Here is a 22,468-nt window from a genome sequence, read left to right as displayed (position 1 = left end):
AATATCGGCCATACATAACCACGATCATCAATAAAGATTTTTTCTGGCTTTGCCCGCCCGCGTTCTTTGCTGGGGCGGGCCCCCCCTAACCCCCCGGGCCCACCGCCCGAATCGTTTTCGGAGCTGCTCCACACAGACGCAGGCAAAGGCATGGGCATAGGCGCGGGCATAGGCGCGGCCAAAGGGTGCGATGCCTCCGGCGGGTCGAACGGTGGAGGAGGGCGAAGGCCTGCTCCACGGCGGAGCGGAGTGTGCGAAGCCCCGCCTGTGTGCGTGCAGTTGAGCCGGGTGGCGTGCCCGCTATCGGTCGGTCACGAGGAAGTCCTCCAGGACCTCGACGAGCCGTGCCGGCTGCTCCTCGGCCGGGTAGTGGCCGCAGTCGTCGAGGACGACGCTCGTGACGTCGTCGGCCGCCAGCCGCATCGTGTGGGCGGCATTCTCGCCGCTCCACAGCGCGCCGCCGACGCCGAGCACCGGCAGCCTCAGCCGGGTCTTGGCGCGCCGCTCGTTCTGCGCGATCGTCTCGTCCAGCGCTCGGTAGTACGCGAAGCTCGCCCGCAGCGCGCGGGGATCCGCGGTGATCGCGTCGACGTAGACATCGACGGCGTACGCGGGGATCGCGGTCGGTGTGGCGGCCTTGGTGGCGAACTGCCAGCCGAAGAAGAGCTGTTCGCGTCCCCGGACCAGTTCCTCGTTGAGGTCGGTGAGCCGGTTGAAGCCGAACTGCCAGAGCCTGAGGTTGACCGCGGCCGGGCCGAAGAACGGCGGGGACGGCGTGAGACCGGGGATCACCGCTTCGAGGATGCCGAGTCGGCCCACCTGCTCGGGGTGATCGGCGGCGAGGGCGTATCCGGTCCACGTACCGATGTCGTGGCCGACCACGTCGAACCGGTCGTGCCCGAGGGCGGACATCAACGCGACCAGGTCGGCGGCCAGTGTTCCGGCGTCGTACCCGTCGTCGGGCTTGTCGGAGAGCCCGGCCCCGCGCGAGTCGACGGCGACGACGGTGTGCTCACGGGCGAGCGCGGGCATCACCTCCCGCCAGGCGTACCAGGTCTGGGGCCACCCGCCGATCAGCAGCAGCGCCGGGCCGTGTCCACCGGTGACCGCGTGCAGCCGTACCCCGTTCACTTCCACGAGCCGGCTGGTGAAGACGTCGAGGAACCCGTCGGGCAGCCGCAGCGAACTCATGCTTGTCATGCGGGAGACCTTACGCATCTTTGAACGATCGATACAAGATGTGTAGGCTGACGGACATGGCAGGCCGTAAGCAATTCGACGTGGACGAGGCACTACGACGCGCGATGCACGTCTTCTGGCGCTGGGGCTATTCGGAGGCGTCGATCGACCGCCTGACCGAGGGCACGGGCCTGGGACGGGGATCGCTCTACGGCACCTTCGGCGACAAGAGCGCCCTCTTCCGCAAAAGCCTCCTGCGGTACGCGCAGGCCTACCAGCCCTTGTACGAGCGCGCGCTGTCCGGCCCCCACGCGAGCCCGAGTGACGTTGTGGCCGCCTTCCTGCAGGTCGCCCTGAACCGCATCGCTGACCCGACGGTCCCGGACGGCTGCCTGCTCACAGTGTCGGCAACGCAGTTTCCGGCGCTCGACGTGGAGGGGCGGGCGATGGTCCGCGCCACGATCGACGGGTTGCGGGCGAGGCTGGAGGAGGCGTTGTCGGCGGCGGGGGCCGGTGAGGAGTCGGCGGCCGAGTTGGCGCTGTGCACGCTGGCGACGAACCAATCCCTGGCCGTGCTGAGCCGCGTCGGCTACTCGGGCGAGGACCTGGCAATCGTCGCGACGGCCGCCGCTGAGAATGCCAAGGCTGTGCCGAACCGACCGCACGGTGGTTGATGGGTGAGCTGCACCGGGAGGGGCGTCGTGATGAAGCGCAGCATCCGGGCATCCGGGTGCCACCGCGGCCTGCAACCCAAGACATCAGCCATCTCGACCGCCTCCTGCAGAGGTGGCCAGCACCACTGGTAGGGGACTGGCAGGCCCCCGGCAGCGGTCCCTCTCGACTCGTTATGCGATAACCGATGGAGTGATCGGTGGTTTCGCCGGGGCTGCGGAGTCCGGTACTCCCGCGTAGTCGGGCAGTTCGACGCCGTTGATCGCGCGCCCGACCAACTCGGTGAACCACTCGCCGGTGAAGTCCGGGAGCGGTTCGGCGTCCGGTCCGGGGATGTCGCGGCTGCGGGCGTTCAACCTGCCGATCTCCTGATTGGCCTCGACGTACGAGCGCATCAGCGTCTCGTAGCGGGCGAACCCGGAGGCGGGGTCCCATCCGGCAGCGGCCAGCTCTCCTGCCAGTACGTAGGCGCCGACCAGTGCCAGCCCGGTGCCCTGCCCGGACATCGGCGACGAGCTGAACGCCGCGTCCCCGAGCAGCACCACCCGTCCACTCGACCAGCGGTCCATCACCACCTGGGCGACCTGGTCGAGGTAGAAGTCCGGAGTGTCGCCCAGGTGCGCGAGGATGTCCGGGGTCAACCAGCCCAGGCCCGTCATCCGCTCCCGCAGCAGGGCCTTCTGCGCTGCGACGTCACGGTGGTCGACGTCGAAGTCGGCCGAAGCGAAGTAGAACATGGCCATCGCCCGGGTGGCGTCCTGGATGGGCCGCAGGAGGGCGGAGCGCCCCGACTCCTGATCCTGGTACTCCAGCAGCCAACGGTCCAGCCCGAACTCGTTGGGCACGCTGCAGAAGGCCAGCACCTGCCCGAGGTGGCGGAGGAACCGCTCATGCGACCCGAAGACCATCGTCCGCAGCTCCGAGTGCAACCCGTCTGCCCCGACCACCAAGTCGAAGCGCCGCCGGTCGCCGCCCGCGAAGACCACGTCGACCCCGTCCGCGTCCTGGGCGATCCCGGAGATGCGGTCACCGAAGACGTACTCGACGCCGTCGCGGGTGTCGTCGTAGAGCACCTGGGACAGGTCCCCGCGCAGGATCTCGATGTCCGCGATGAACCCGTCGCCACCGTCGTCCTCGGCACGGAAGGTCTCCAGCACCCGCCCGTCCGCGTCCACGGTGTGCGCGCCGGCGGTGTCGGTGCACGCCGCGCGCACCGCCGCGTCCAACCCCATGCGCGCGATGACCTCCTTGGCGATCCCGCGCGCGTCCACCGCCTGCCCGCCCGGACGCAGCTCGGGAGCCCGCTCCACCACGGTCACCTCGGCCCCACGCCGGCGCAGCCAGTGGGCCAGCGCGGGGCCCGCGATGCTCGCCCCGGCCACCAACACCCTGGGACCACTGGCCCGCGTCCTCTGCCCGTCCGTCCGGATCGCGTGCCCCTGGTCGGAGTCGTCGACGCTCATCACAGCCTCCATCTGCTTCCTCCCGCGCTGGAACGTCCCCAGCGCAGGCCCACCGCTTTCGGTGTGTCCAGCCGTATCGACCGCGGATCCGCACGGAACTCATCGGTCACGGCAGACTTTGATGAGAAACGTCGACTTCGATGAGACTCAAGCCGACGCCTTCATCGACTCGTTCTTCGCGAACCACGCGGGCGCGTCGTCGTACGGTCGCCGCGCATATACGACGCGGCGCGCGCGGCGCAGTGCTGTGCTGTGCTGGGATGTCTCGCCAACGGTCCGGGGTGAGCTGATCACCAAGTGCCGCCGGAAGCCGTTTGGCCCCGCTTCAACTCAGATGCGTGCGGATCCTCTGAAGCGACGGCCAGGGTCCATGCGTCGATGTCCTGGTAGCGCCGAGGGCCCGGGTGGCCGTTCACCGTGCTGCCGACCAGGTGGAGACGTTCAGTCTGCCAGGGGCGTCCGGTGAAGCCGTCGAGGCAGGTGGCCGCCGCCGTGACGGACGTGATGTCGTAGCGGCGAGCGCGGGCGAGCGTCAGGTGGGGACGCAGTGGACGCTCGGCGAAGGCGACGCCGCAGTCCTTGATCCGCGCTCGTACTGCCTCGGCCAGCTCGTGCAGCTGGTCGAGGTCGCCCTTGATGCCGCTCCACAGCACGCGCTCGTCGAAGTGTCCGCCACCGAGCAGGGCCAGTTCGAGAGCGGGGCGGGCAGCCGCCAGGTCGGCGAGGGGCGAACGAAGCAGCTGGACTGCCTGCACCGGCAGCTCGCCCAGGAAGGCCAGGGTGACGTGCCAGTCCTCGATACGGTTCCAGCGCAGGTCGGGATAGGCGGCATAGGCCGGGCTCAGCGCGTGCGCCAGCTCGTTCTTCGCGTCGTCGGGCGGAGCGAGGGCGACAAACGCGTGCTGGGTGGCGGTGTGGGGCGGTTCGGTCACGGTTGCCTTCTTACCTCATGCGTCCGCGCGGCCGAAGTTCGATCAGGCGGAGCCGGGAACGGGGAGCCGGGCCGTAGGTGCTACTCGGAACGCCACCAGCCCTGTCCGGCGTGCCAGTGCCTCACCCACCGCAGGAAACCGTCGGTAGGCGGTTCGGGCGGGGAATCGGCGTACGGCGTGGCGCATCCGTCACCGAGCCACCACACCTGCCCGCGTTGAGGTCCGGTCACCACCAATGTCCAGTACTCACCCGGTCGGTCGCTGCCCAGCAGCACGGAGCCACGCTGGTAGACCTGATGCAACAAGGCGGAGTGCAGTGCGTGGTCGTAGTAGTCGTACTCCCACTGCCATTCCTCTTCGAGAGGGAAGGGCAGGTCCGGTGTTCGTGCGGCGGTGCCGTCGAACGGCTCCGGGCTCAACCAGCATTCCCCCTCCCATCCGGACCAACTGGCCGGCTTCACTCCCAGAGGCAGCAGCCCGCCTTCGTCAGGAGGCCCCTCATCCGTTCCGTTTGCGACCTCTGCCACGAAGGTGCGATACGGCTCCGGCAACACCAGTGCCTGCCGGTCCTCCCAGGACCGAAGCGCCTCCCAGCCAAGAGGAGGTCGACGAACCTCGGATGGAAAGAGTTCACGCAACTGAGCCATCGCATCTTCCATGCCTTACAGGTACCACCAGCCACCGACACCGGCCTCGTACACAGGGCACAGGGCACGGATGGCTGTACGTCAAGTTGAACAATCGCTGACCCAGTTAGTGACGAGACAACGCTGATGGCCGAAATGCATCACAGGAAGCGGTGTCCAAGGCGCTCGAAGAGGATGCAGACCACCGCTGAGTCGTCAAGTGCCGCCAGCAATAAGCGAGTTGCAGTGTGACGTGAGTGGAAGTTGGGAAGGAATCGCACACTGCTGTCGGGGCCCGGAGCGCTTGTTCTGCGGGTTCGGGCAGGGCGAGTGCCGGCCATGCGACAGGAGACCGATCAGTGATGCTCACCCGTGTACGGAGCAGGATGCAGGCAGCCGCGGTCGTTCTCTCGACCGTCGCGGCCCTCGCCCTCGGCTCGACCGTCACGACCCACGCCACGGCGGCCCCGGCGCTCAGGAAGGCCGGGCCGACCGCGGTGGCGTACGTCGAGGTCAACAACAACAGCATGCTGAACGTCGGCAAGTACACCCTCGCCAACGGTGGCGGCAACGTCTTCGACGTTGCCGTGATCTTCGCGGCGAACATCAACTACGACACGAGCACGAAGACGGCACAGCTGTATTTCAACGCGAACGTGCAGCGTGTCCTCGACAACGCCGCCACCCAGATACGGCCGCTGCAGCAGAAGGGCATCAAGGTCGTCCTGTCGGTGCTGGGCAACCATCAGGGGGCGGGCTTCGCCAACTTCCCGTCCCAGCAGACGGCATCGGCGTTCGCCAAGCAGCTGTCGGACACGGTGACGAGATACGGTCTCGACGGCATCGACTTCGACGACGAGTACGCCGAGTACGGCAACAACGGCACCGGACAGCCCAACGCCAGCTCCTTCGTCCACCTGGTGACGGCGCTCCGTGCGAACATGCCGGACAAGATAGTCAGCCTCTACAACATCGGTCCGGCCGCGTCCCGTTTGTCCTACGGCGGTGTCGACATCTCGTCCAAGTTCGACTACGCCTGGAACCCGTACTACGGAAGCTGGCAGGTCCCCGGCATCGGACTGCCCAAGTCGAAACTGTCGCCGGCGGCCGTCGAGATCGGCGGGACATCGCAGAGCACGGTCACCACTCTCGCCCGCCGCACCGTGAGCGAAGGGTACGGAGTCTTCCTGACGTACAACCTCAACGGCGCCGACCGCAGCGCGGACATCTCCGCGTTCACGAGGGAGTTGTACGGCAGTACCGCCGTCTACACACCGTGAGCGATCACGCACTTGGGTGTGTGGCGTTGCGCGCACAGGCCGCCCGACCCCTCCGCCCTCCCGACTCTGCTGAGCCTGGGAGTGGCGGACGAGGTCGCCGTCGAACGGGTGGGCGGCGGGCTGTGAATGGTCTTCACGGGCCGTCAGGAACGGAGTTGTAAGGTTCTGGCCATGACTTCGATCACCGGCCGCGGAAACCCGGACGAACTCGTCCTGGCCCTCTCCGACTTGCTCGACACCGCCAGTCAGGCACAGGCTCGCAAAGCGGTGCGCGAGTTGGTGGTGGTCGTCGACGAAGGCGCCGCGCTGGAGCTGGCCGCCCGTTTCGCGCCGGCCGCGGACCTCGCCCTGGACACACTGCTGCGACTGTGGCCGACGGTCGGCGATCCGGACGGCTACGCCGCGGCCATGCTCGTGCCGGCCTTCCGCCGGGAGGGCCGTACGGAGCTGACGTTGAAGCGCGTGACCTCGGTGTCGGGCCTGCGGCACCTCACCATGCTGCGCTCGCTGACGCTGGACCGCTGCAAGGAGATAACCGACCTCACGGAACTCGGCGCGCTCACCGACCTGCGCCACCTCGACCTGAACGGCTGCGCGGGAGTCGAGGATCTGACCCCCCTCGGCGGCCTCACCCGGCTCACCCGGCTGAGCCTGCACCGCTGCCGTCCGGTGTCCGACGTCAAGCCGCTGCTGACCCTCGGCCAACTGCGTCACCTCGATCTGAGCATCACCCGGGTCGCCTCGGTGATCGATTTCCCGGCGGCCTTCCCCCTGCTTGAGCACCTCAACCTGCGCGGCTGCCGGTCCTTCAAATCCCCGGCGCAGCTCTCCGGTCTGACGCGCCTCACCCACCTCGATCTCGGCTGGACGGGCGTGCGGGACCTGACCGGCCTGACGAACGTGCCCGCACTCACCTCCCTGCGCCTGGAGAGCTGCAAGCAGCTTCGTGACCTGACCGGCATCGCCGCGGCAGCCGACCTCTCCGAGCTGGTCATCGAGGACTGCACCCGTTTCCAGTCCTTCCGCGGCTTCGGACACCACCCCCGTCTGACGAAGCTGGCGGTCAAGGGCTGTCCGGAGCTGTTCGACCTGCACGGACTCTCCGCCCTGACGCACTTGACGGAGCTGCGGATCGCGGACAGCGAACGGTTCGCCTCCGTCGCGGGAGTCGGATCCCTGGCCTCCCTGGAGCGGATCACCTTCGAGAACTGCCCCGCGCTGGCGGACGTCACTGAGCTGGCCGGCCTTGCCGGTGTGTTCCGGCTCGATCTGGACGGGCTGGGCCTGATCCGGGACCTCTCCCCGTTCGCCTCCCTCCCCGGCCTCCGCGGACTGGGTCTCGACAGGTGTTCCGGGCTGCTGGACCTCACGGGCCTCGACTCCCGCAGTGCCCTGGAGGAACTGGCCGTCAGCCGTACCGAGAGTCTGCGCAGCCCAGGTGACATGGGTGATCTGCCGACCCTGCGTGAACTGGAGTTCAGCGGTCTTCCTTCGCTCACCGACCTCGGCCGTCTGGACGGCCTGACAGCGCTCACCAAGGTCGGTGTGCGGGACTGCGGTGCGCTCAAGGACATCAGTGGACTGGCCGGTACCCCGGTCGCCGACCTGACACTCCACCGGACCCCGGGCCTCGACTCGCTCGACGTCCTGGAGACGTGCCCCGACCTGCGCGCACTGAGCGTGGACCGGATTCCGCAGCTGACGGATTTCCCCGCCCTCAGTCGGCTGACCCGGCTCTATCTCTCCCACCTGGACTGGCAGGATCTGTCGCCCCTGGCCGGTCTCACGTCGCTGCAGTCCTTGCGCATGGGCTACCTGGACGAAGTGACCGACATCAGTACGCTGGTCGACCTGCCCGACCTCAGCGAACTCCTCTTCGGCGGCCACCACGCCCTCACCGAGCTCGGACCCCTCCTCAAGATGAAGTCGTTGCGACGGCTCAACAAGTCACTGCAGATGAACGGACAGATACTCCAGGGCCGACGCGATCCTGTCCTGGCCGAACTCGCGGCGCGCGGACTCGCGATCGACCAACGCTGACAACCAGCGCCGAGGACCAGCGCTGACAACCAGCGCCGACGACCAGTGCTGGCAGCCCACGACACCGGCAGCAGCCGCACCAGTCGCAGCCGCAGCAGCCCTGGAAGGGGCTGCTGCATGCCGGCCGATCGCATCCGTCACGATGGCCGGCCGAGCCCGCTCCGCAGAACCTGCTGTGCGAAGAGCTGCTGTGCGAAGAGCGCGTCAGTCCGTGTAGACCTCGGCGCGGTCCACGCTCACGAACGCCGCCCCGGCGGACGAGTTGCGTTCCCCGGTGACCCGTACCTGCACGGTGTGCGTGCCGTACGGCAGGCGTGGGCTGAGGTACTGGAGCGTCTCGCCGGTCCGGATGGCGCCGTAGAAGTCGACGCGCTGTTCGGCGCCCCCGTCGACGCGGATGGCGGCTATGCCGTTGCCGGTGTCCTTCACGGACAGCAGCGCGATCCTGGTGCCGGTGAACGTGAACGTTGCGGTGTTGCCGGTCCCGTCGCTCCAGTGGTCGTCGCCCCAGAAGCACTGCGCGGCGCAGCCGGTGCCCGAGTTCCACGAACCCTGGTACGTCACCGTGCCGTTGCCGCTGGAACGGCCGTCGTCGTTGATCCAGTGGTTGCCGGACCCGGGGTCACCGGAGGGCAGGTTCTGCGTGGCACCAATGGCGAGCGGCGTGCCGAGGTCGGGGCCGCCGTCGGCTCGCCAGCCGATCTTCTGGGCGCGCGTCGTGCGGTTGCTGTAGGTGAGGTCCGACGTGGTCTTGGCGTGGTAGATGATCCAGTCCTCCGTCCCGTCGGGGGAGCGGAAGAAGGCGTGGTGGCCGGGACCGAACACGCCCCTGGCGTCGTTGCGTGCGAAGACGGGCCCGCTGCGCTGGGTCCAGTTGCCGGCCACCAGCGGGTCGGCTCCACTCGGCAGGGACATCTCCCACACCTGGTAGTCGGGCTTCCCGGTGTCGCACGTCGAGTAGGTCATCCAGGTACGGCCGTTGCGATACAGGAACTCGGGGCCCTCACGGACCTCCGGGCAGCCGCCCGCCCCGTTCAGCGCGACGGCGTTGCCCGAGACGGTGTACGGGTTCGACATGGGCGCGATGTTCAGCCCGTTGTGCTGGTACGCGTTGATGCCGCTGTAGGCGAGATAGAGCCGGCCGTTGTGCTGGAGGATCCCGGGGTCGATGGCGAAGTCGTTCGTGTGGTTGGGCGGGGTCAGCTTCGCCTTGAAGTGGTAGGGCCCCGCCGGGTCGTCGCCGGCCGACTCCAGGACGTAGAGCCGGTGGTGGTCGTCCACTCCGTCGTCGGCCGTGTAGTACATGTACCAGCGGCTGTCGAAGCGGTAGAACTCGGCTGCCCAGATGTGCTGGTTGCGCGAGGTGTCGGTGTCCGTCCACACGGTGATCGGTTCGGCGTCGAGCAGGGTTCCCAGCGAGGGGGAACGCCACATCTTGATGCTGCCGCCCTGTGTGGTGGTGAGGTGGTACGCCCCGTTCGCGTACGTCATGAACGGGTCGGGCCCCGTGTTCAGCGGATTGCGGAAGGTTCCCGAGGCTGCCGCGCTCGCACTCGCAGCCGCAGTCGGTGATGTCGTGGCGGGGGCCTGCGGAGCGCAGATCAGGCCGATCAGCAGGGCGAACAGGGCGGTTACCAAAGAGGTGATGGGCCGGGCACGCATCGCTGGCTCCCCACGTATCGAGGTCCTTGTGTGACGGACGGCGCGACATGAGCTGGTGGGTGCTCATGGCAACACAGCGATTACATCGTTGTAAAGAGGTGGGTGCAGAGATTCTGACGTGCCGATAGATTCCAGCGGGACGCGTACGGAAAGGCCTCGCCGGGCCCGCCACCCGGCCGAGGCGGCCCGCGCAGCCCTCCGCCGCGTCCCGTCGACGGGCCCGACCGTGAACCGGCGGGTGTGGGCGGGTCAGCCGACGGTTCGCCGGGCGTCGTGCAGCACCGCCGCGGTGCGGTCGCGGACCGTGTCGGCGTCGACGCCGGGTGCGGTTTCGTGGAGCGTGAGTCCGTCCGGCCCGACGTCGATGACGGCGAGGTCGGTGATGATGCGGTCGACCACGCCCTTCCCGGTCAGCGGCAGGCTGCAGCTTTCGACGATCTTCGGGTCGCCGGTCCGGGTGGTGTGTTCCATCAGCACGATGACCCGGCGGGCGCCGTGGACGAGGTCCATGGCTCCGCCCATGCCCTTGATCATGCGGCCGGGTACGGTCCAGTTGGCCAGGTCGCCGGCCGCGGAGACCTGCATGCCGCCGAGGACGGCGACATCGACCTTGCCGCCGCGGATCATTCCGAAGGACAACGCGGAATCGAAGACGGAGGCGGCCGGGCGCAGCGTCACCGTCTCCTTGCCGGCGTTGATCAGGTCGGGGTCGACATCCGCGCGCAGAGGATGGTCACCCACTCCGAGCAGGCCGTTCTCCGAGTGCAGCACCACGTCGATGCCTTCGGGGACGTACGCGGGGATCAGCGTCGGCATTCCGATGCCGAGGTTGACGTACTCGCCGTCGCGCAGTTCGGCAGCCGCGCGGGCCGCCATCTCTTCCCGGGTCCTCATGCGGTCACCTCTCGGGCCGTCAGCTTCTCGATGTCTTTCGCCGTGGCCTGTTCCGCGGTCAGTACGACGACGCGATGGACGTAGATGCCGGGCAGATGCACCTCGTCGGGACCGAGTTCGCCGGGCTCGACCAGCTCTTCGACCTCGGCGATCGTGACCCGTCCCGCCATCGCGGCCAGGGGGTTGAAGTTCCGCGCCGAGGAATGGAAGGCGAGGTTTCCGTAGCGATCGCCCCGGGCCGCCCGGATCAGCGCGAAGTCCGTGGAGAGGCCGTGTTCGAGGACGTAGTCGCGCTCGACGCCTTCCGTGGTGAAGCGTCGGGTCTCCTTGGGCGGCGAGGACACGAGGACCTCGCCCTCCGGCCCGTAGCGCAGCGGCATGCCTCCGTCGGCGATCACCGTGCCGACCCCGGCGGGTGTGTAGAAGGCGGGGATGCCGCAGCCGCCTGCGCGAAGCCTCTCGGCGAGGGTGCCCTGCGGAGTCAGCTCGACCTCGACCTCACCGGCGAGATACTGCCGGGCGAACTCCTTGTTCTCGCCGATGTACGAGGCGGTGATCCGGCGGATCCGCCGCCGCTCCAGCAGGATGCCGAGCCCCCGCCCGTCGGTGCCGCAGTTGTTGGACGTCACGTCGAGGTCCGTCGTGCCGGCATCGGCGAGAGCTTCGATGAGTACCGTCGGGATGCCGCAGAGCCCGAACCCCCCGACCGCGAGGCCGGCACCGTCGGCGATGTCGGCCACGGCCGCGGCGGCACTCCCGACGATCTTGTTGACAGGCATACGTGTGCTCTTTCTGGGTCGGTCAGCCGCCGGCGAGGGCGCGGACGGTGCGGGAAGGGCTGGGCCGGCCGAGGAGATCGGCGAGCCACGTACTCGTCTCGACGAGCTTGTCCAGATCCACTCCGGTGTCGATGCCGAGGCCCGCGAGCTGCCACAGCAGATCCTCCGTGGCCAGGTTGCCGGTGGCGGACTTCGCGTACGGGCAGCCGCCCAGGCCGCCGGCGGAGGCGTCGACGGTGGTCACCCCGTGCCGCAGAGCGGTCAGGGTGTTGGAGAGGGCCTGACCGTAGGTGTCGTGGAAGTGCACCGCGACGCTCTCCACCGGTACGCCGCCCGCGGTGAGGGCGTCCAGCAGGGCGGCGACCCGGCCGGGAGTGGCGACGCCGATGGTGTCGCCGAGGGACAACTCGGTGCAGCCCAGCGCGATCAGCCGGGTGGCCACGGCCACCACTTGCGGAATCGGGACCTCGCCCTCCCAGGGATCGCCCCAGCACATGGAGAGGTAGCCGCGCACCCGCATCCCGGTTTCGCGGGCCTGTCCGACGACCGGCGCGAACATCTCCAGGGACTCCTCGACCGTCCGGTTGAGGTTGGCCCTGGCGAAACTCTCCGTCGCCGAACCGAACACCGCGATGTCGTCGACCCCGAGGTCGACGGCCCGCTCCAGGCCTCGCATGTTGGGGACCAGCACCGGGTACCGCACGCCCGGCCTGCGGTCGATGCGACGCAGGACCTCCTCCGCGTCGGCGAGTTGGGGCACCCACTTCGGATGGACGAGACTGGTGGTCTCGACGACGCGGTGCCCGGCGTCGACCAGGCGCTCCACCAACTCCGCCTTCACGGACGCCGGTACGGTCGCGGACTCGTTCTGCAGCCCGTCGCGGGGACCGACTTCGCAGACGGTGACCCGGGCGGGGAGCCCGGGCAGCTGATCGATGCCGTAGCCGGTCACTGGGAAACCTCCGGTGGTGCAGCGCGGTCGACACGGCAGGGGCGCAGCACCGCGGCCGTACCGGGGATCGGGGATGGATGCGTCGGCGGCGCGACGTGGGCGACGGGCGTACGGGGACCTGGACCGAGTCTCCCGTCCGTGCACCGCGCGCCTGTTGGCACCGTGCGCCTGCTGGTCGGCGTCAGCGGCCGGCCCGCATCTCGGCGAGGACGCGCTGGGCATGGTCGGCGCGGACCTGCCTGTCCGCGACGAGACGGGCCACGAGGGCAGGCACTTCCTCCGCGTTCGCACCCGCCGTGAGAGCGACGTTGCGGGCGTGCAGCGACATGTGCCCGCGCTGGATGCCCTCGGTGGCCAGCGCACGTACCGCGCCGAAGTTCTGCGCCAGTCCCACCGCGACGATGATCTCTGCCAGCTCGGTCGCCGTGGTGACACCGAGGAGGGCGATCGAGGCCTGCGCCACCGGGTGCAGCTTGGTCGCACCGCCCACCAGCCCGACCGGCATCGGCAGTTCCAGGGTGCCGACGACGTTTCCGTCGGCGTCCTTCTCGAACCGCGACATCGAGGTGTAGCGCCCGGTGGGGGAGATCGCGTGGGAATGGGCGCCGGCTTCGACCGCGCGGGTGTCGTTGCCGGTGGCGAGCACGACCGCGGAGATGCCGTTCATGATGCCCTTGTTGTGGGTGGCCGCACGGTACGGATCGGCCTCCGCGAGCGCCGCCGCGTGCACGATGTCGTCGACCACCGACTCGCCGCCCAGCGCCTCGGCATCGAAGACCGCCCGCGCCCGGGAGAGGCGCAGATCCGCCTTGTTGGTCAGGATCCGCAGCAGCGTACGGCCGCCCGCGATCTCGCCGGCCCGGACGGCGACGGCCTCGGCCATGGTGTTCACCGCGTTGGCGCCCATCGCGTCGCGGACATCCACGTGCAGGTGGGCGACGACGTAGGTGCCGGCCCGGGACGGAACGACCCGCACCGAGAGGTCACGGACGCCACCGCCGAACTCGACCAGCTTCGGGTCCTGCGCGTCGGCCAGTTCGACGAGTTCCTGGCGTGCCTCCAGCAGCCGGAGCCGGCCCGCCTCGGGGTCACGTACACCGATGATCTGCACCTGGGCCTGCATGACCGGCTCGGTGGACGAGGTGAAGAAGCCGCCGTGGGCGCGGGCCACCTTCGCCGAGTTCGAGGCCGCGGCGACCACGGAGGCCTCCTCGCTGGCCATCGGCACGAGTACGTCACGGCCGTTGACGACGAAGTTGGTCGCCACGCCCACGGGGAGCTCCATGACGCCCACCACGTTCTCGATCATGTGGTCGGCCAGTTCGACACCGAGGCCGTGCTGCGGGGCGAAGGCGGCGATGCGCTGCGGATCGACGGTGGCGGACTCCGCCACGATCCGCCGGCGTGCGTCGACGGACAGGTCCCGTAGACCCTGGATACGGCTGGTGCGCGGCATGCGGCCCCTCCACTGCGTCGTGGTCACCGAACGGCTCGGTGCGGTAGGCGACGCTAGTTCCGTTCCGTCGGCACAGGTATGGGTGAATGGCCCATGTGCTCTGCCGATCTGCTGGACGATCGGCCCTGCCGAGTCCGGAGTCCGCTCCTCGGAGCGAGCCCGTCGGGTGCGCAAGCCTCTCCGGTGCTCACGCACCTCTCGTGAGGTGGGCCAACTGGACCGCGACCGTGATCCGGAAGAGCCGGTCGGGCTCCTGCCAGTCCGCTCCGAGGAGTTCCGCCGTCCGTTCCAGCCGCTGCAGCACCGTGTTCTTGTGCAGGTGGAGGGCGCGGGCGGTGGCGACCGGACTCATCCGGTTGCCGAGATAGGCGGCCAGGGTGGGCACGAGCTTGCCCGCGTGCGCGTCGTCCCAGTCCAGGAGCGGGCCGATGACACGCCGCAGATACGTCGCCACGCGCGGCTCGCCGGGACCGAACAGCGCCGTGTACGGGAGGTAGGCGTCGGAGGTGACGGCCGCGTCGTCCAGTCCGAGGGCCGGCAGGACGCCCACACAGGCCGACGCCGCCTCGATCTGGGCGCGCAGATCGTGGTCCAGGTCCGCGAAGCCCGCGCCGACCGCCAGCACGGGGGCCCGTACGGTGCGGCCGACGGTGGCATGGACGGAGGCGCTCGCGGCGGCCGGGTCGGAGTCGGTGGTGAGGGCGATGACATGGTCGGCGTACTCCCCGATCAGTCCGCTCTCGCGGCGCAGGCCGCGGACGGCCTCATGACGCAGTTCGGCGGGCAGTGCGACCACGACCACGGAACGCAGTTCGTCGAGCCGGATGCCCCGCGCGCGGGCCCGGGTGGCGAGGTCGGCGTGGCGCTCGGGGTCGGCGGAGAGCAGATCGGCGAGCAGGTCGCTGCGTACCCGCTGCTCGGCCTCGATCATGGCGTCCTGCTTCAGATTGAGCAGCGCGGTGATCTGGGCGGCGCGCTCCGCGGTGCGCAGCTCGACCGGTCCGAAGGGAACCTCACCCGGCTCCAGCAGCAGCGCGCCCAGCAGGGTCGCGCCGGCCAGGACGGCGACCACGTACCCGCCGTCCGTCGGAGTGCACCGGCCGCTGCGGCGGCTGCGGTCGACCGCCGTGGCCACGGGATCCTGGAGACGCCCCACATCGAGGAGCGTCACCCGGCACCGCAGGGCCCGGCCGAGCGCGGTGGCGACATCCGACGCCTCACTGCCCTGGAGCACCAGACCGGTGAGCTCGCTGTGCACCTCGCTGGCCCGCTCCATGGCCTCCACATGACGGGCGAGCTCACCGTAGGCGTGGCGGGTCTCGTCGGCCGCGTCCTGGGTACGGGCCAGCAGCCGCGCGGTCTGCAGCACGACGGCGGCATGGTCGGCGAAGGCCGACAGCAGGGAGATCTCCTCCGGGGCGAACGCGTGCTCGACACGGTTGGCGGCGAACAGCACACCGATCACCTCGTCACCCGCGAGCAGCGGCACGCCGAGCATCGACACGAGGCCCTCCGCGGTCACGGCGGAATCGATGCCGGAGTCGTGCGGCGCCTGGGTCATCGTGGCGTAGGAGGACGTCCAGCAGGGCCGGCGTCCCTCGACCACCCGGCTGGCCAGGCCCATCCCGGGCGGAACCCGCAGACCCGGGAACGACGGCGCGACCGTCCCGAGAGTCGTGCGCACCAGCAGCTCGCGGCTGTCCTCCTGGTACTCGGACAGATAGGTGACGTCCGTGCCCATCAGGTCGTGCGCCCGCTCCACGAGCCGGCCCAGCAGCTCGTCGACGTCGCGGAGCTGGGCGAGCTCACGCGCGGAGGAGAACAGCGCCGCCAGCTCCTGACCACGGCGCCGCCACCGGTCGGAGGTCGCGCGCAGCCGTCGCAGCTCCTGGCCGATGCGCACACTGTCCTGCCGGGAGAGGGACACCGTCGCCAGCAGCTCGTCGACGTCCGCCTCCTGCTCGGCGGACGCGGCCTGGAGCAGGCTCACGACCACGTCGACCGGAAAAGTGTCCGCCATGTGCGAGCCTCGCCCTCTGTGCCGATGAGCCACCGGCCGTTCGAATCCAGTGGACCGAACATACATAGCCGCGCGGTGACGGCGCACGTAGCGTCCACAGCAGCGCCGAGGCAGGGAAGCCTGCGCGAGCCGCCCATCGGGCCGCCTTGCGCGGGCCGGGCGCGCACAGCACCGACGCAGTCAAAGGAGACAGCGAGCATGACTCTTCATGTGGGCATCGACGTCGGTGGGACCTTTACCGACGCCGTGGCGGTCGTCGACGGGGTCGCCGTACGGGGCAAGGCCTTCTCGACCAAGGACGTGACCACCGGCATCCTGGGTGCGCTGGCGGTGCTCCAGGAACGCGCGGGAATGAACGAGGCCGACTTCTTCGCCGCCGTGGACCGCTTCGTGCTCGGCAACACCATCGTCACCAACGCGGTGGACGAGCAGAAGTTCGCCCCCGTGGGACTGCTGACCACACAGGGCTTCCGCGACACCCTGCGCATCGCCCGGTCGGCCCGCACCGACGAACGCGACCCGCACAAGATGGCGGCCCCGCCGGACATCGTGGAGCGCCGCCGCATCATCGAGGTCGCGGAGCGGGTCGACGCGCACGGCACGGTGCTGGCGCCGCTCACCGACGAGGCGATCGCCGGCGCTGTCGACGCGGTGCTGGCGGCCGGCGCGGAGGCGATCGCCGTCTGTCTGCTCTGGTCCTTCCGCAACCCGGCGCACGAGAAGGCGATCGGGGAGTACCTGGACGCCCACCACCCAAACGTCCCGTACACGCTCTCCAGCCGTCTCACTCCCGTGTACCGCGAGTACGAGCGCATGGTCACCACCGCGCTGGACGCCGCGGTCAAGCCGATCGTGGCGTCCCACTTCCACCAGCTCGCCGACGAGCTGCGCGGCCGGGGACTGCGGGCGCGGGTGCAGATCATGCAGGTGCACGGGGGATTCCTGTCGGTCGAGGAGACCAGCAAGGCCCCGATCCAGATGTTCAACTCCGGCCCGGTCGGCGGTGTCACCGGGGCCCGCCTGCTGGGCCGGCAGCTCGGCCGCCGGCGTGTGCTGACCGCGGACATGGGCGGCACCAGCCTCGACGCGGCAGCGATCATCGACGACGAGTTCCGGCTGCTCCCGCGGGCCGAGATCGGCGGCCTGCCCACCAGCCTGACCGCCGTGGACATCGAGACCATCGGCGCCGGCGGCGGCAGCCTCGCCTGGGTCGACGGCCGCAACCTGCTGCGCGTCGGCCCGCACAGCGCGGGCTCCACACCGGGCCCCGCCTGCTACGGCAAGGGCGGCACCCGCCCGGCGGTCACCGACGCGGCGCTGGTGCTCGGGCTCATCAACCCGCACTACTACCTCGGCGGCACCGTCCCGCTCTACGAGGACCAGGCCCGCGCCGCCCTGCGCGAGCACGTGGCCGAACCGCTGGGCATCACCGAGGACGCCGCGGCCGAAGGTGTCTACCGGCTGGCGACGTCGCAGATGTCCAACGCGCTGCGCAAGATCACGGTGAACCGGGGACACGATCCGCGTGAGTTCACCCTCGTCGGCTTCGGCGGCGCCTGCGGTCTGTTCGCGGCCGCCATCGCCGCCGAGGCGGGCGTACGCGAGGTGGTCGTCCCGCGCAACGCCGCCGTGTTCTCCGCGCACGGCCTCATGCACGCCGACTCCGTGTTCTCCGCCGTACGGACGAGCCCCTGGACGATGGATCAGCCCGCCGCCGACCTGGACAGGGAGTTCACCGCCCTGGAGGAGCGCGCACAGGCCTGGTTCGAGGCCGAGGGCATCCCCGAGGACCGGCGTGAACTCTTCCGCGAGGCCGACGTCAAGTTCATGGGCCAGATCTTCGAAGTCACCACCCGGCTGCCCGCGGGCACCTTCGGCGAAGCGGACAAGGCCGCGCTGCGGACCCGGTTCATCGCCGACTACGAGGAGGAGTTCGGCGCCGGAACCGCCTGGGCCGAGGCGGACATCCTGCTGGTCAACTCGCGGGTACGGGCCGTCGGGCGCAGCGACGTGCAGAAGGTCGAACGGGTCGCGGGCGGCGAGGAGCGGCACGAGCTCAGCCGCCGCAAGGTCCTGGAACCGCTCACCGGCAAGCGGCTGGAGATCGACGTGCACCGCGGATTCGGAGCCCTCGGCCGGGCCGAAGGACCGTGCCTGCTGGAGGAGCCGGACACCACGGTGTACGTGCCGAGCGGTGCCACCGTCGCACTCACCGACGGCGGCGACTTCCTGATGCGCCTCGCCGACCGCTGACTTTCGCCCCGCACGTCGAAGGAGACGACCATGAGTGGCACCCCGCACAACCTGCCCGACGGCTTCGACCCGGTCACCCTCGAAGTGATCCGCATGCGCCTGGACTCCATCGTGGAGGAGATGGGCATCGCGATGATCCGCTCCTCGGGCTCCCCGGTCATCACCGAGGCCGGCGACTTCAACACCGCGCTGTTCGACCCCACCGGCCGCATCTACGCCTACTCCGACTACGTCCAGTTCCACATCGGCTCCGGCAGCGTCGCCGTACGGAACCTGGTGAAGGCGATCGAGGGGGAGCAGCTGTCGCCCGGTGACGCGTTCATCAGCAACGACCCGCACACCGCCGGCGCCAGCCACCCGCCGGACACCAACGTCATCTCGCCGATCTTCCACGGCGACGAGCTGATCGGCTGGGCACAGTCGCAGGCGCACCTCATCGACGTCGGCGGCATGACCCCCGGCGGCTTCGCGCCCGGCGCCCACGACTGCTACGCCGAGGCGCTGCGGCTCCCGCCGGGCGTCAAGATCTTCGAGCGCGGCGAACCCGTCGAGTGGGTCCGCCGCATCCTCCTCAACAACGTCCGCGTGCCGGCCCTGTTCTGGAACGACGTGCGCTCCCTGGTCGCCAGCAACAACACCGGCATCCGGCGGCTGCTGGCCACGACGGAGGAGTTCGGCCTCGACCGGTTCCGGGACTACACGAAGCTGTCCTTCGAACTGGCCGAGCAGGTCGTGCGCGACCGCGTCCGTGAGATCCCCGACGGCACCTACACCGCCGAGGAGTGGACGGAGCACAACGGACACGTCGACGAGCTGTACCGCGTCGCGTGCACGATGACCAAGCACGACGACCAGGTGACCTTCGACTTCACCGGCTCCAGCGAGCAGACCGACGGCTTCGTCAACTGCAGCTACGGTGCGCTCGTCGGCAGCGTCGCCAGCGCCATCGTGCCGATCCTCGCGTGGGACGTCCCCTTCAACGAGGGGGTCATGACCGCGTTCGACATCGTCGCCGAGCCCGGTTCGATCGTCAATCCGCGCCCTCCGGCGCCGATCAGCAACGGACACCTGACGACCGGGGCCCGGGTCAGCCGCGTCATCACGAAACTGATGAACGAGGCGTGCCGCACCAGCGCTGACGACGTCATCCGCGACCGCACCCAGGGTGTGTGGGGCGACTCGTGGACGGGCGGCATCTCCGCGGGCACCACCGACGACGGCGAGTACTTCGTGCTGTTCAACATGGACGGCGGCGGCATGGGCGCCGGAGCCCAGCCGGAGAGCGACGGGCTCGACTGCGCGGGCATGATGACGCAGGTCAACAACATGCTGCCGGACGTCGAGATGAACGAGATGCTCTACCCGGTGCTCTACCTGTGGAAGCAGCTCAGCGTCGAGAGCGCCGGGCACGGTGCCCACCGCGGCGGCCTCGGTCTGCGCTTCGCGTGGACCCTGCACGGTGCCCAGGAGGTCACCCAGACCGTGTTCGCCCCCAACGCCCAGGTGGTCGCCGACGGCTTCGGCGGGGGACTGCCCGGCGGAGGCAGCGGCCACGAGGTCTGGCGCCGCAGCAACGTCGCCGCCCTCCTCACCGAGGGCCGGGTGCCCGACCCCGGCACGCTGGACAGCGCGGAGCGTGAACTGCTCGCCATCAACCAGCAGTCCGTCGCCATCCGCGACGGTGACGTGCTGGTGCAGTGGATCGCCGGCGGAGGCGGCTACGGCGACCCCCTGCTCCGGGACCCCCGGCTCGTCGCCGCCGACGTCCGGGACGGATACGTGACCGAGCAGACCGCGCGGCACACCTACGGCGTGGTCGTCACCGACGGGACCGCCGACGAGACGGCCACCACGCGGGCGCGCGTCGCGCTCCGCGAGGAACGCCTCGGCCGCAGCCCGGAGCGGCCCGTCCCGGCCGACTCCCCGGCCCGGGCCTCCGCACCACAGCGCGACGCCGACGGCTGGCACGTGCCGGCCAGCGGCGCCCGCCTGGGCACGGGCGACGACTGGCGCGACCACGCACACAAGGTCACCCACGTCGCGGCCGAGCGACTCGCCGAGCACGGAGTGCGCGTCCGCCCCCGCACCGACGGCTGGAAGATCGTCATCGACGAGTTCTACAGTCCCTCGTGCGGCACCCTGCTCGATGCCCGGGTCCGGGTGGACACCGGCGCGAGCTGACCGAGAACCGGAGCAAGGAACCAACATGACCTTCAACGACGCCGGGCCCCTCGCGGGCATGCTGCCCGGAGGACTGTCCGAGGGCGCGCTGCGCGGTGTGGTCGTCCTCGACATCACGCGGGTGGTGGCGGGGCCGTTCTGCTCGATGCTGCTGGCGGATCTCGGCGCGACCGTGATCAAGATCGAGAACCCGAAGGACCCGGACTACGCCCGGGACTTCCCGCCCAAACTCACGGCGGACTCCGGCGAGGAGTTCAGCGGGTTCTTCGCGCAGTTCAACCGCAACAAATTCGGCCTGACCATCGATCTGTCGACCGACGGGGGCAAGGACCTGCTCAAGAAGCTGGTGCGGCGCGCCGACGTCCTCGTGGAGAACTTCCGGCCGGGCACGATGGACAAGCTCGGCGTCGGCTTCGACGTCCTGCGTCAGGAGAACCCGCGCCTGGTGTACACGGCGATCTCCGGCTACGGGCAGAACGGCCCGTACCGGCGCCGGCCCGCCTACGACAACAGTGCGCAGGCCACCGGCGGCCTGTGGTCGATGAACGGCTTCCCCGACCGGCCGCCTGCGCGGGTCGGCACCATCATCGGGGACCTCTCCGCCACGCTGTACGCCGTCATCGGGACCCTGGCCGCCCTGCGCCACGCGGAGAAGACGGGCCAGGGACAGCTGGTCGACATCTCCCAGCAGGACTCGGTGCTCAGCCTGACGGAGAACGCCGTCGTGTCCTACACGGTCGACGGCAAGGTCCCCGGCCCCCTCGGCAACGAGCACCCGTTCGTCAAGCCCTACGAGCTGTACCCCTGCAAGGACGGATTCGTCTTCTTCGGCGGCTACACCGACAAGTTCTGGCGCCTGTCCTGTCAGCTGTTCGGACAGCCCGAACTCGCCGACGACCCCGAGATCGACACCATGGCCAAGCGGTTCACCCCCGAGGTGTACGAACGCCGGGTCCGGCCGCTGCTGCACCGGTGGTTCGAGGACAGGACGAAGACCGAGCTCGAGGAGATCGTCGGGGACGCCGTACCGCTGAGCGCGATCAAGGACATCGCCGAGGTCGTCGCGGACCCGCAGATCGCCGCGCGCGACATGGTCGTCGACGTCGAGTATCCCGACTTCGGCGAGCTGCGGATGTTCGGATCCCCGGTCAAGCTCGGAGACACGCCCACCCAGCCGCGTGGACTGGCGCCGAAGGTCGGCGAACACTCGGACACCATCCTGCGGGCACTCGCCGACCTCGACGAGGACGCGATCACGCGACTGCGGGAAGAGGGGGCCATCTGATGGGCGGCATCACCCTCGACAGGGACGGCGACGTCGCGATCGTGCGCTTCGACCGCCCGGAGAAACTCAACGCGCTCACCCTCGCGATGTACGACGAACTCGGCGCGGCCTTCGCCGAGGTCCGCGACAACGACGCGTTCGCCGTCGCGGTCCTCACCGGCAGCGGCGACCGGGCCTTCTGCGTGGGCGCCGACCTCACCGAGTCCATCCCGGCGCTGGCGGAGGGCCGCTTCGACATCTCGCGGTGGGACGCCGCGCACCAGAAGCACACCTCGCTGTTCAAGCCGGTCATCGCCGCGGTGAACGGCCTGTGCCTCGGCGGCGGGTTCGAGATCATGCTGTCCACCGACATCAGGATCGCGGCCGACACGGCGCAGTTCGGCCTCCCCGAGAGCGGCGTCGGCGTCGTGCCGGCGGGCGGGACGCTCACCAGGCTCACCCGCCAGATCCCCTACGCGTGGGCGATGGAACTGATGCTCCAGGGCGACCGCGTCACGGCCGAGCAGGCGCTGCGCTACGGGGTGCTCAACGAGGTGGTCTCCGCCGCCGACCTCCTCGACGCCGCGCTGCGCCGCGCCCACCGGCTCGCCACGCGCAGCGGTACCGCCCTGCGGACCATCAAGGAGGCCGTACTCCGCCTCGGCGACCTCCCGCAGGACCAGGCCTTCCACAGCGAGGCCCTCTACGGACAGAAGGCCTTCACCTCACCGGACGCCCGTGAGGGGCTGAGCGCGTTCACCGAACGCCGCGAGCCCGACTTCCCCTCCCGCCCACGACCATGACGTCCGTGGCCG

Annotated in this window: 17 protein-coding genes; 7 read left to right on the top strand and 10 right to left on the bottom strand. The window is 69.7% G+C overall.

Annotation, left to right across the window (positions count from 1 at the left end; all coding sequences use genetic code 11):
- Positions 1 to 300: 300 nt before the first annotated feature.
- Positions 301 to 1,200: an alpha/beta fold hydrolase gene (locus ACFVH5_RS31050; protein WP_385837037.1), complete on the bottom strand. Its 900-nt coding sequence runs from the start codon at positions 1,198 to 1,200 to the stop codon at positions 301 to 303.
- 56 nt (positions 1,201 to 1,256) lie between these two features.
- On the opposite strand from ACFVH5_RS31050, the gene ACFVH5_RS31045 reads away from it, so the two are divergent.
- Complete coding sequence (locus ACFVH5_RS31045) at positions 1,257 to 1,853, top strand: TetR/AcrR family transcriptional regulator (RefSeq protein WP_385837036.1); 597 nt, start codon at positions 1,257 to 1,259, stop codon at positions 1,851 to 1,853.
- A gap of 171 nt (positions 1,854 to 2,024) precedes the next feature.
- Here ACFVH5_RS31045 and ACFVH5_RS31040 read toward each other — a convergent pair whose 3' ends face one another.
- The 3 genes from ACFVH5_RS31040 to ACFVH5_RS31030 form a co-directional block, all read right to left on the bottom strand.
- Entirely contained in the window at positions 2,025 to 3,314 is a 1,290-nt protein-coding gene (locus ACFVH5_RS31040) for an FAD-dependent monooxygenase (protein WP_385837035.1), read from the bottom strand.
- A gap of 290 nt (positions 3,315 to 3,604) precedes the next feature.
- Complete coding sequence (gene thpR, locus ACFVH5_RS31035) at positions 3,605 to 4,246, bottom strand: RNA 2',3'-cyclic phosphodiesterase (protein WP_385837034.1); 642 nt, start codon at positions 4,244 to 4,246, stop codon at positions 3,605 to 3,607.
- An 80-nt stretch (positions 4,247 to 4,326) separates the two neighbouring features.
- Positions 4,327 to 4,665 carry a hypothetical protein gene (locus ACFVH5_RS31030; protein ID WP_385837033.1) on the bottom strand — a complete coding sequence of 113 codons (339 nt, stop codon included), beginning with the start codon at positions 4,663 to 4,665 and terminating at the stop codon, positions 4,327 to 4,329.
- A gap of 569 nt (positions 4,666 to 5,234) precedes the next feature.
- Between ACFVH5_RS31030 and ACFVH5_RS31025 the strand changes: the two genes are divergently transcribed.
- Both ACFVH5_RS31025 and ACFVH5_RS31020 read left to right on the top strand, forming a co-directional pair.
- Positions 5,235 to 6,152 (top strand): endo-beta-N-acetylglucosaminidase H, encoded by a 918-nt coding sequence (locus ACFVH5_RS31025; RefSeq protein WP_385837038.1) that lies wholly within the window; start codon positions 5,235 to 5,237, stop codon positions 6,150 to 6,152.
- A gap of 171 nt (positions 6,153 to 6,323) precedes the next feature.
- Entirely contained in the window at positions 6,324 to 8,192 is a 1,869-nt protein-coding gene (locus tag ACFVH5_RS31020; protein WP_385837031.1) for a hypothetical protein, read from the top strand.
- Between the two features lie 204 nt (positions 8,193 to 8,396).
- Here the strand turns inward: ACFVH5_RS31020 and ACFVH5_RS31015 are convergent, their stop codons facing one another.
- From ACFVH5_RS31015 to ACFVH5_RS30990, 6 genes are all read right to left on the bottom strand, one after another.
- Entirely contained in the window at positions 8,397 to 9,854 is a 1,458-nt protein-coding gene (locus ACFVH5_RS31015; protein ID WP_385837030.1) for a glycoside hydrolase family 43 protein, read from the bottom strand.
- A gap of 249 nt (positions 9,855 to 10,103) precedes the next feature.
- Positions 10,104 to 10,748: a 3-oxoacid CoA-transferase subunit B gene (locus tag ACFVH5_RS31010; protein WP_385837029.1), complete on the bottom strand. Its 645-nt coding sequence runs from the start codon at positions 10,746 to 10,748 to the stop codon at positions 10,104 to 10,106.
- The gene (locus tag ACFVH5_RS31005) at positions 10,745 to 11,527 is read right to left on the bottom strand and encodes a CoA transferase subunit A (protein WP_385837028.1); all 783 of its coding nucleotides are present in this window, start codon (positions 11,525 to 11,527) and stop codon (positions 10,745 to 10,747) included. The genes ACFVH5_RS31010 and ACFVH5_RS31005 overlap by 4 nt, the downstream gene beginning before the upstream one ends.
- A 22-nt stretch (positions 11,528 to 11,549) precedes the next feature.
- Positions 11,550 to 12,479 carry a hydroxymethylglutaryl-CoA lyase gene (locus ACFVH5_RS31000; protein WP_385837027.1) on the bottom strand — a complete coding sequence of 310 codons (930 nt, stop codon included), beginning with the start codon at positions 12,477 to 12,479 and terminating at the stop codon, positions 11,550 to 11,552.
- 181 nt (positions 12,480 to 12,660) lie between these two features.
- Entirely contained in the window at positions 12,661 to 13,935 is a 1,275-nt protein-coding gene (locus tag ACFVH5_RS30995) for a hydroxymethylglutaryl-CoA reductase, degradative (protein ID WP_385837026.1), read from the bottom strand.
- A 187-nt stretch (positions 13,936 to 14,122) separates the two neighbouring features.
- Positions 14,123 to 15,955 (bottom strand): helix-turn-helix domain-containing protein, encoded by a 1,833-nt coding sequence (locus ACFVH5_RS30990; protein ID WP_385837025.1) that lies wholly within the window; start codon positions 15,953 to 15,955, stop codon positions 14,123 to 14,125.
- A 198-nt stretch (positions 15,956 to 16,153) separates the two neighbouring features.
- Here ACFVH5_RS30990 and ACFVH5_RS30985 point away from each other — a divergent pair, with 198 nt between their 5' ends.
- From ACFVH5_RS30985 to ACFVH5_RS30970, 4 genes are read left to right on the top strand one after another with little or no spacing between them, the layout of a single operon-like run.
- Positions 16,154 to 18,208 carry a hydantoinase/oxoprolinase family protein gene (locus ACFVH5_RS30985; protein WP_385837024.1) on the top strand — a complete coding sequence of 685 codons (2,055 nt, stop codon included), beginning with the start codon at positions 16,154 to 16,156 and terminating at the stop codon, positions 18,206 to 18,208.
- 30 nt (positions 18,209 to 18,238) lie between these two features.
- A complete protein-coding gene (locus ACFVH5_RS30980) occupies positions 18,239 to 20,389 on the top strand; it encodes a hydantoinase B/oxoprolinase family protein (RefSeq protein WP_385837023.1) in 2,151 nt (716 codons plus the stop codon).
- A gap of 25 nt (positions 20,390 to 20,414) precedes the next feature.
- Positions 20,415 to 21,674 (top strand): CaiB/BaiF CoA transferase family protein, encoded by a 1,260-nt coding sequence (locus ACFVH5_RS30975; protein WP_385837022.1) that lies wholly within the window; start codon positions 20,415 to 20,417, stop codon positions 21,672 to 21,674.
- Entirely contained in the window at positions 21,674 to 22,456 is a 783-nt protein-coding gene (locus ACFVH5_RS30970; RefSeq protein ID WP_385837021.1) for an enoyl-CoA hydratase/isomerase family protein, read from the top strand. The genes ACFVH5_RS30975 and ACFVH5_RS30970 overlap by 1 nt, the downstream gene beginning before the upstream one ends.
- Positions 22,457 to 22,468: the final 12 nt, after the last annotated feature.

Source organism: Streptomyces sp. NPDC127119 (assembly GCF_042677425.1).
In the GTDB taxonomy this organism is placed as follows: Bacteria; Actinomycetota; Actinomycetes; order Streptomycetales; family Streptomycetaceae; genus Streptomyces.
The sequence above is the reverse complement of the archived record's forward strand: the minus strand, read 5'-3'. Positions and strand labels throughout refer to the sequence as shown.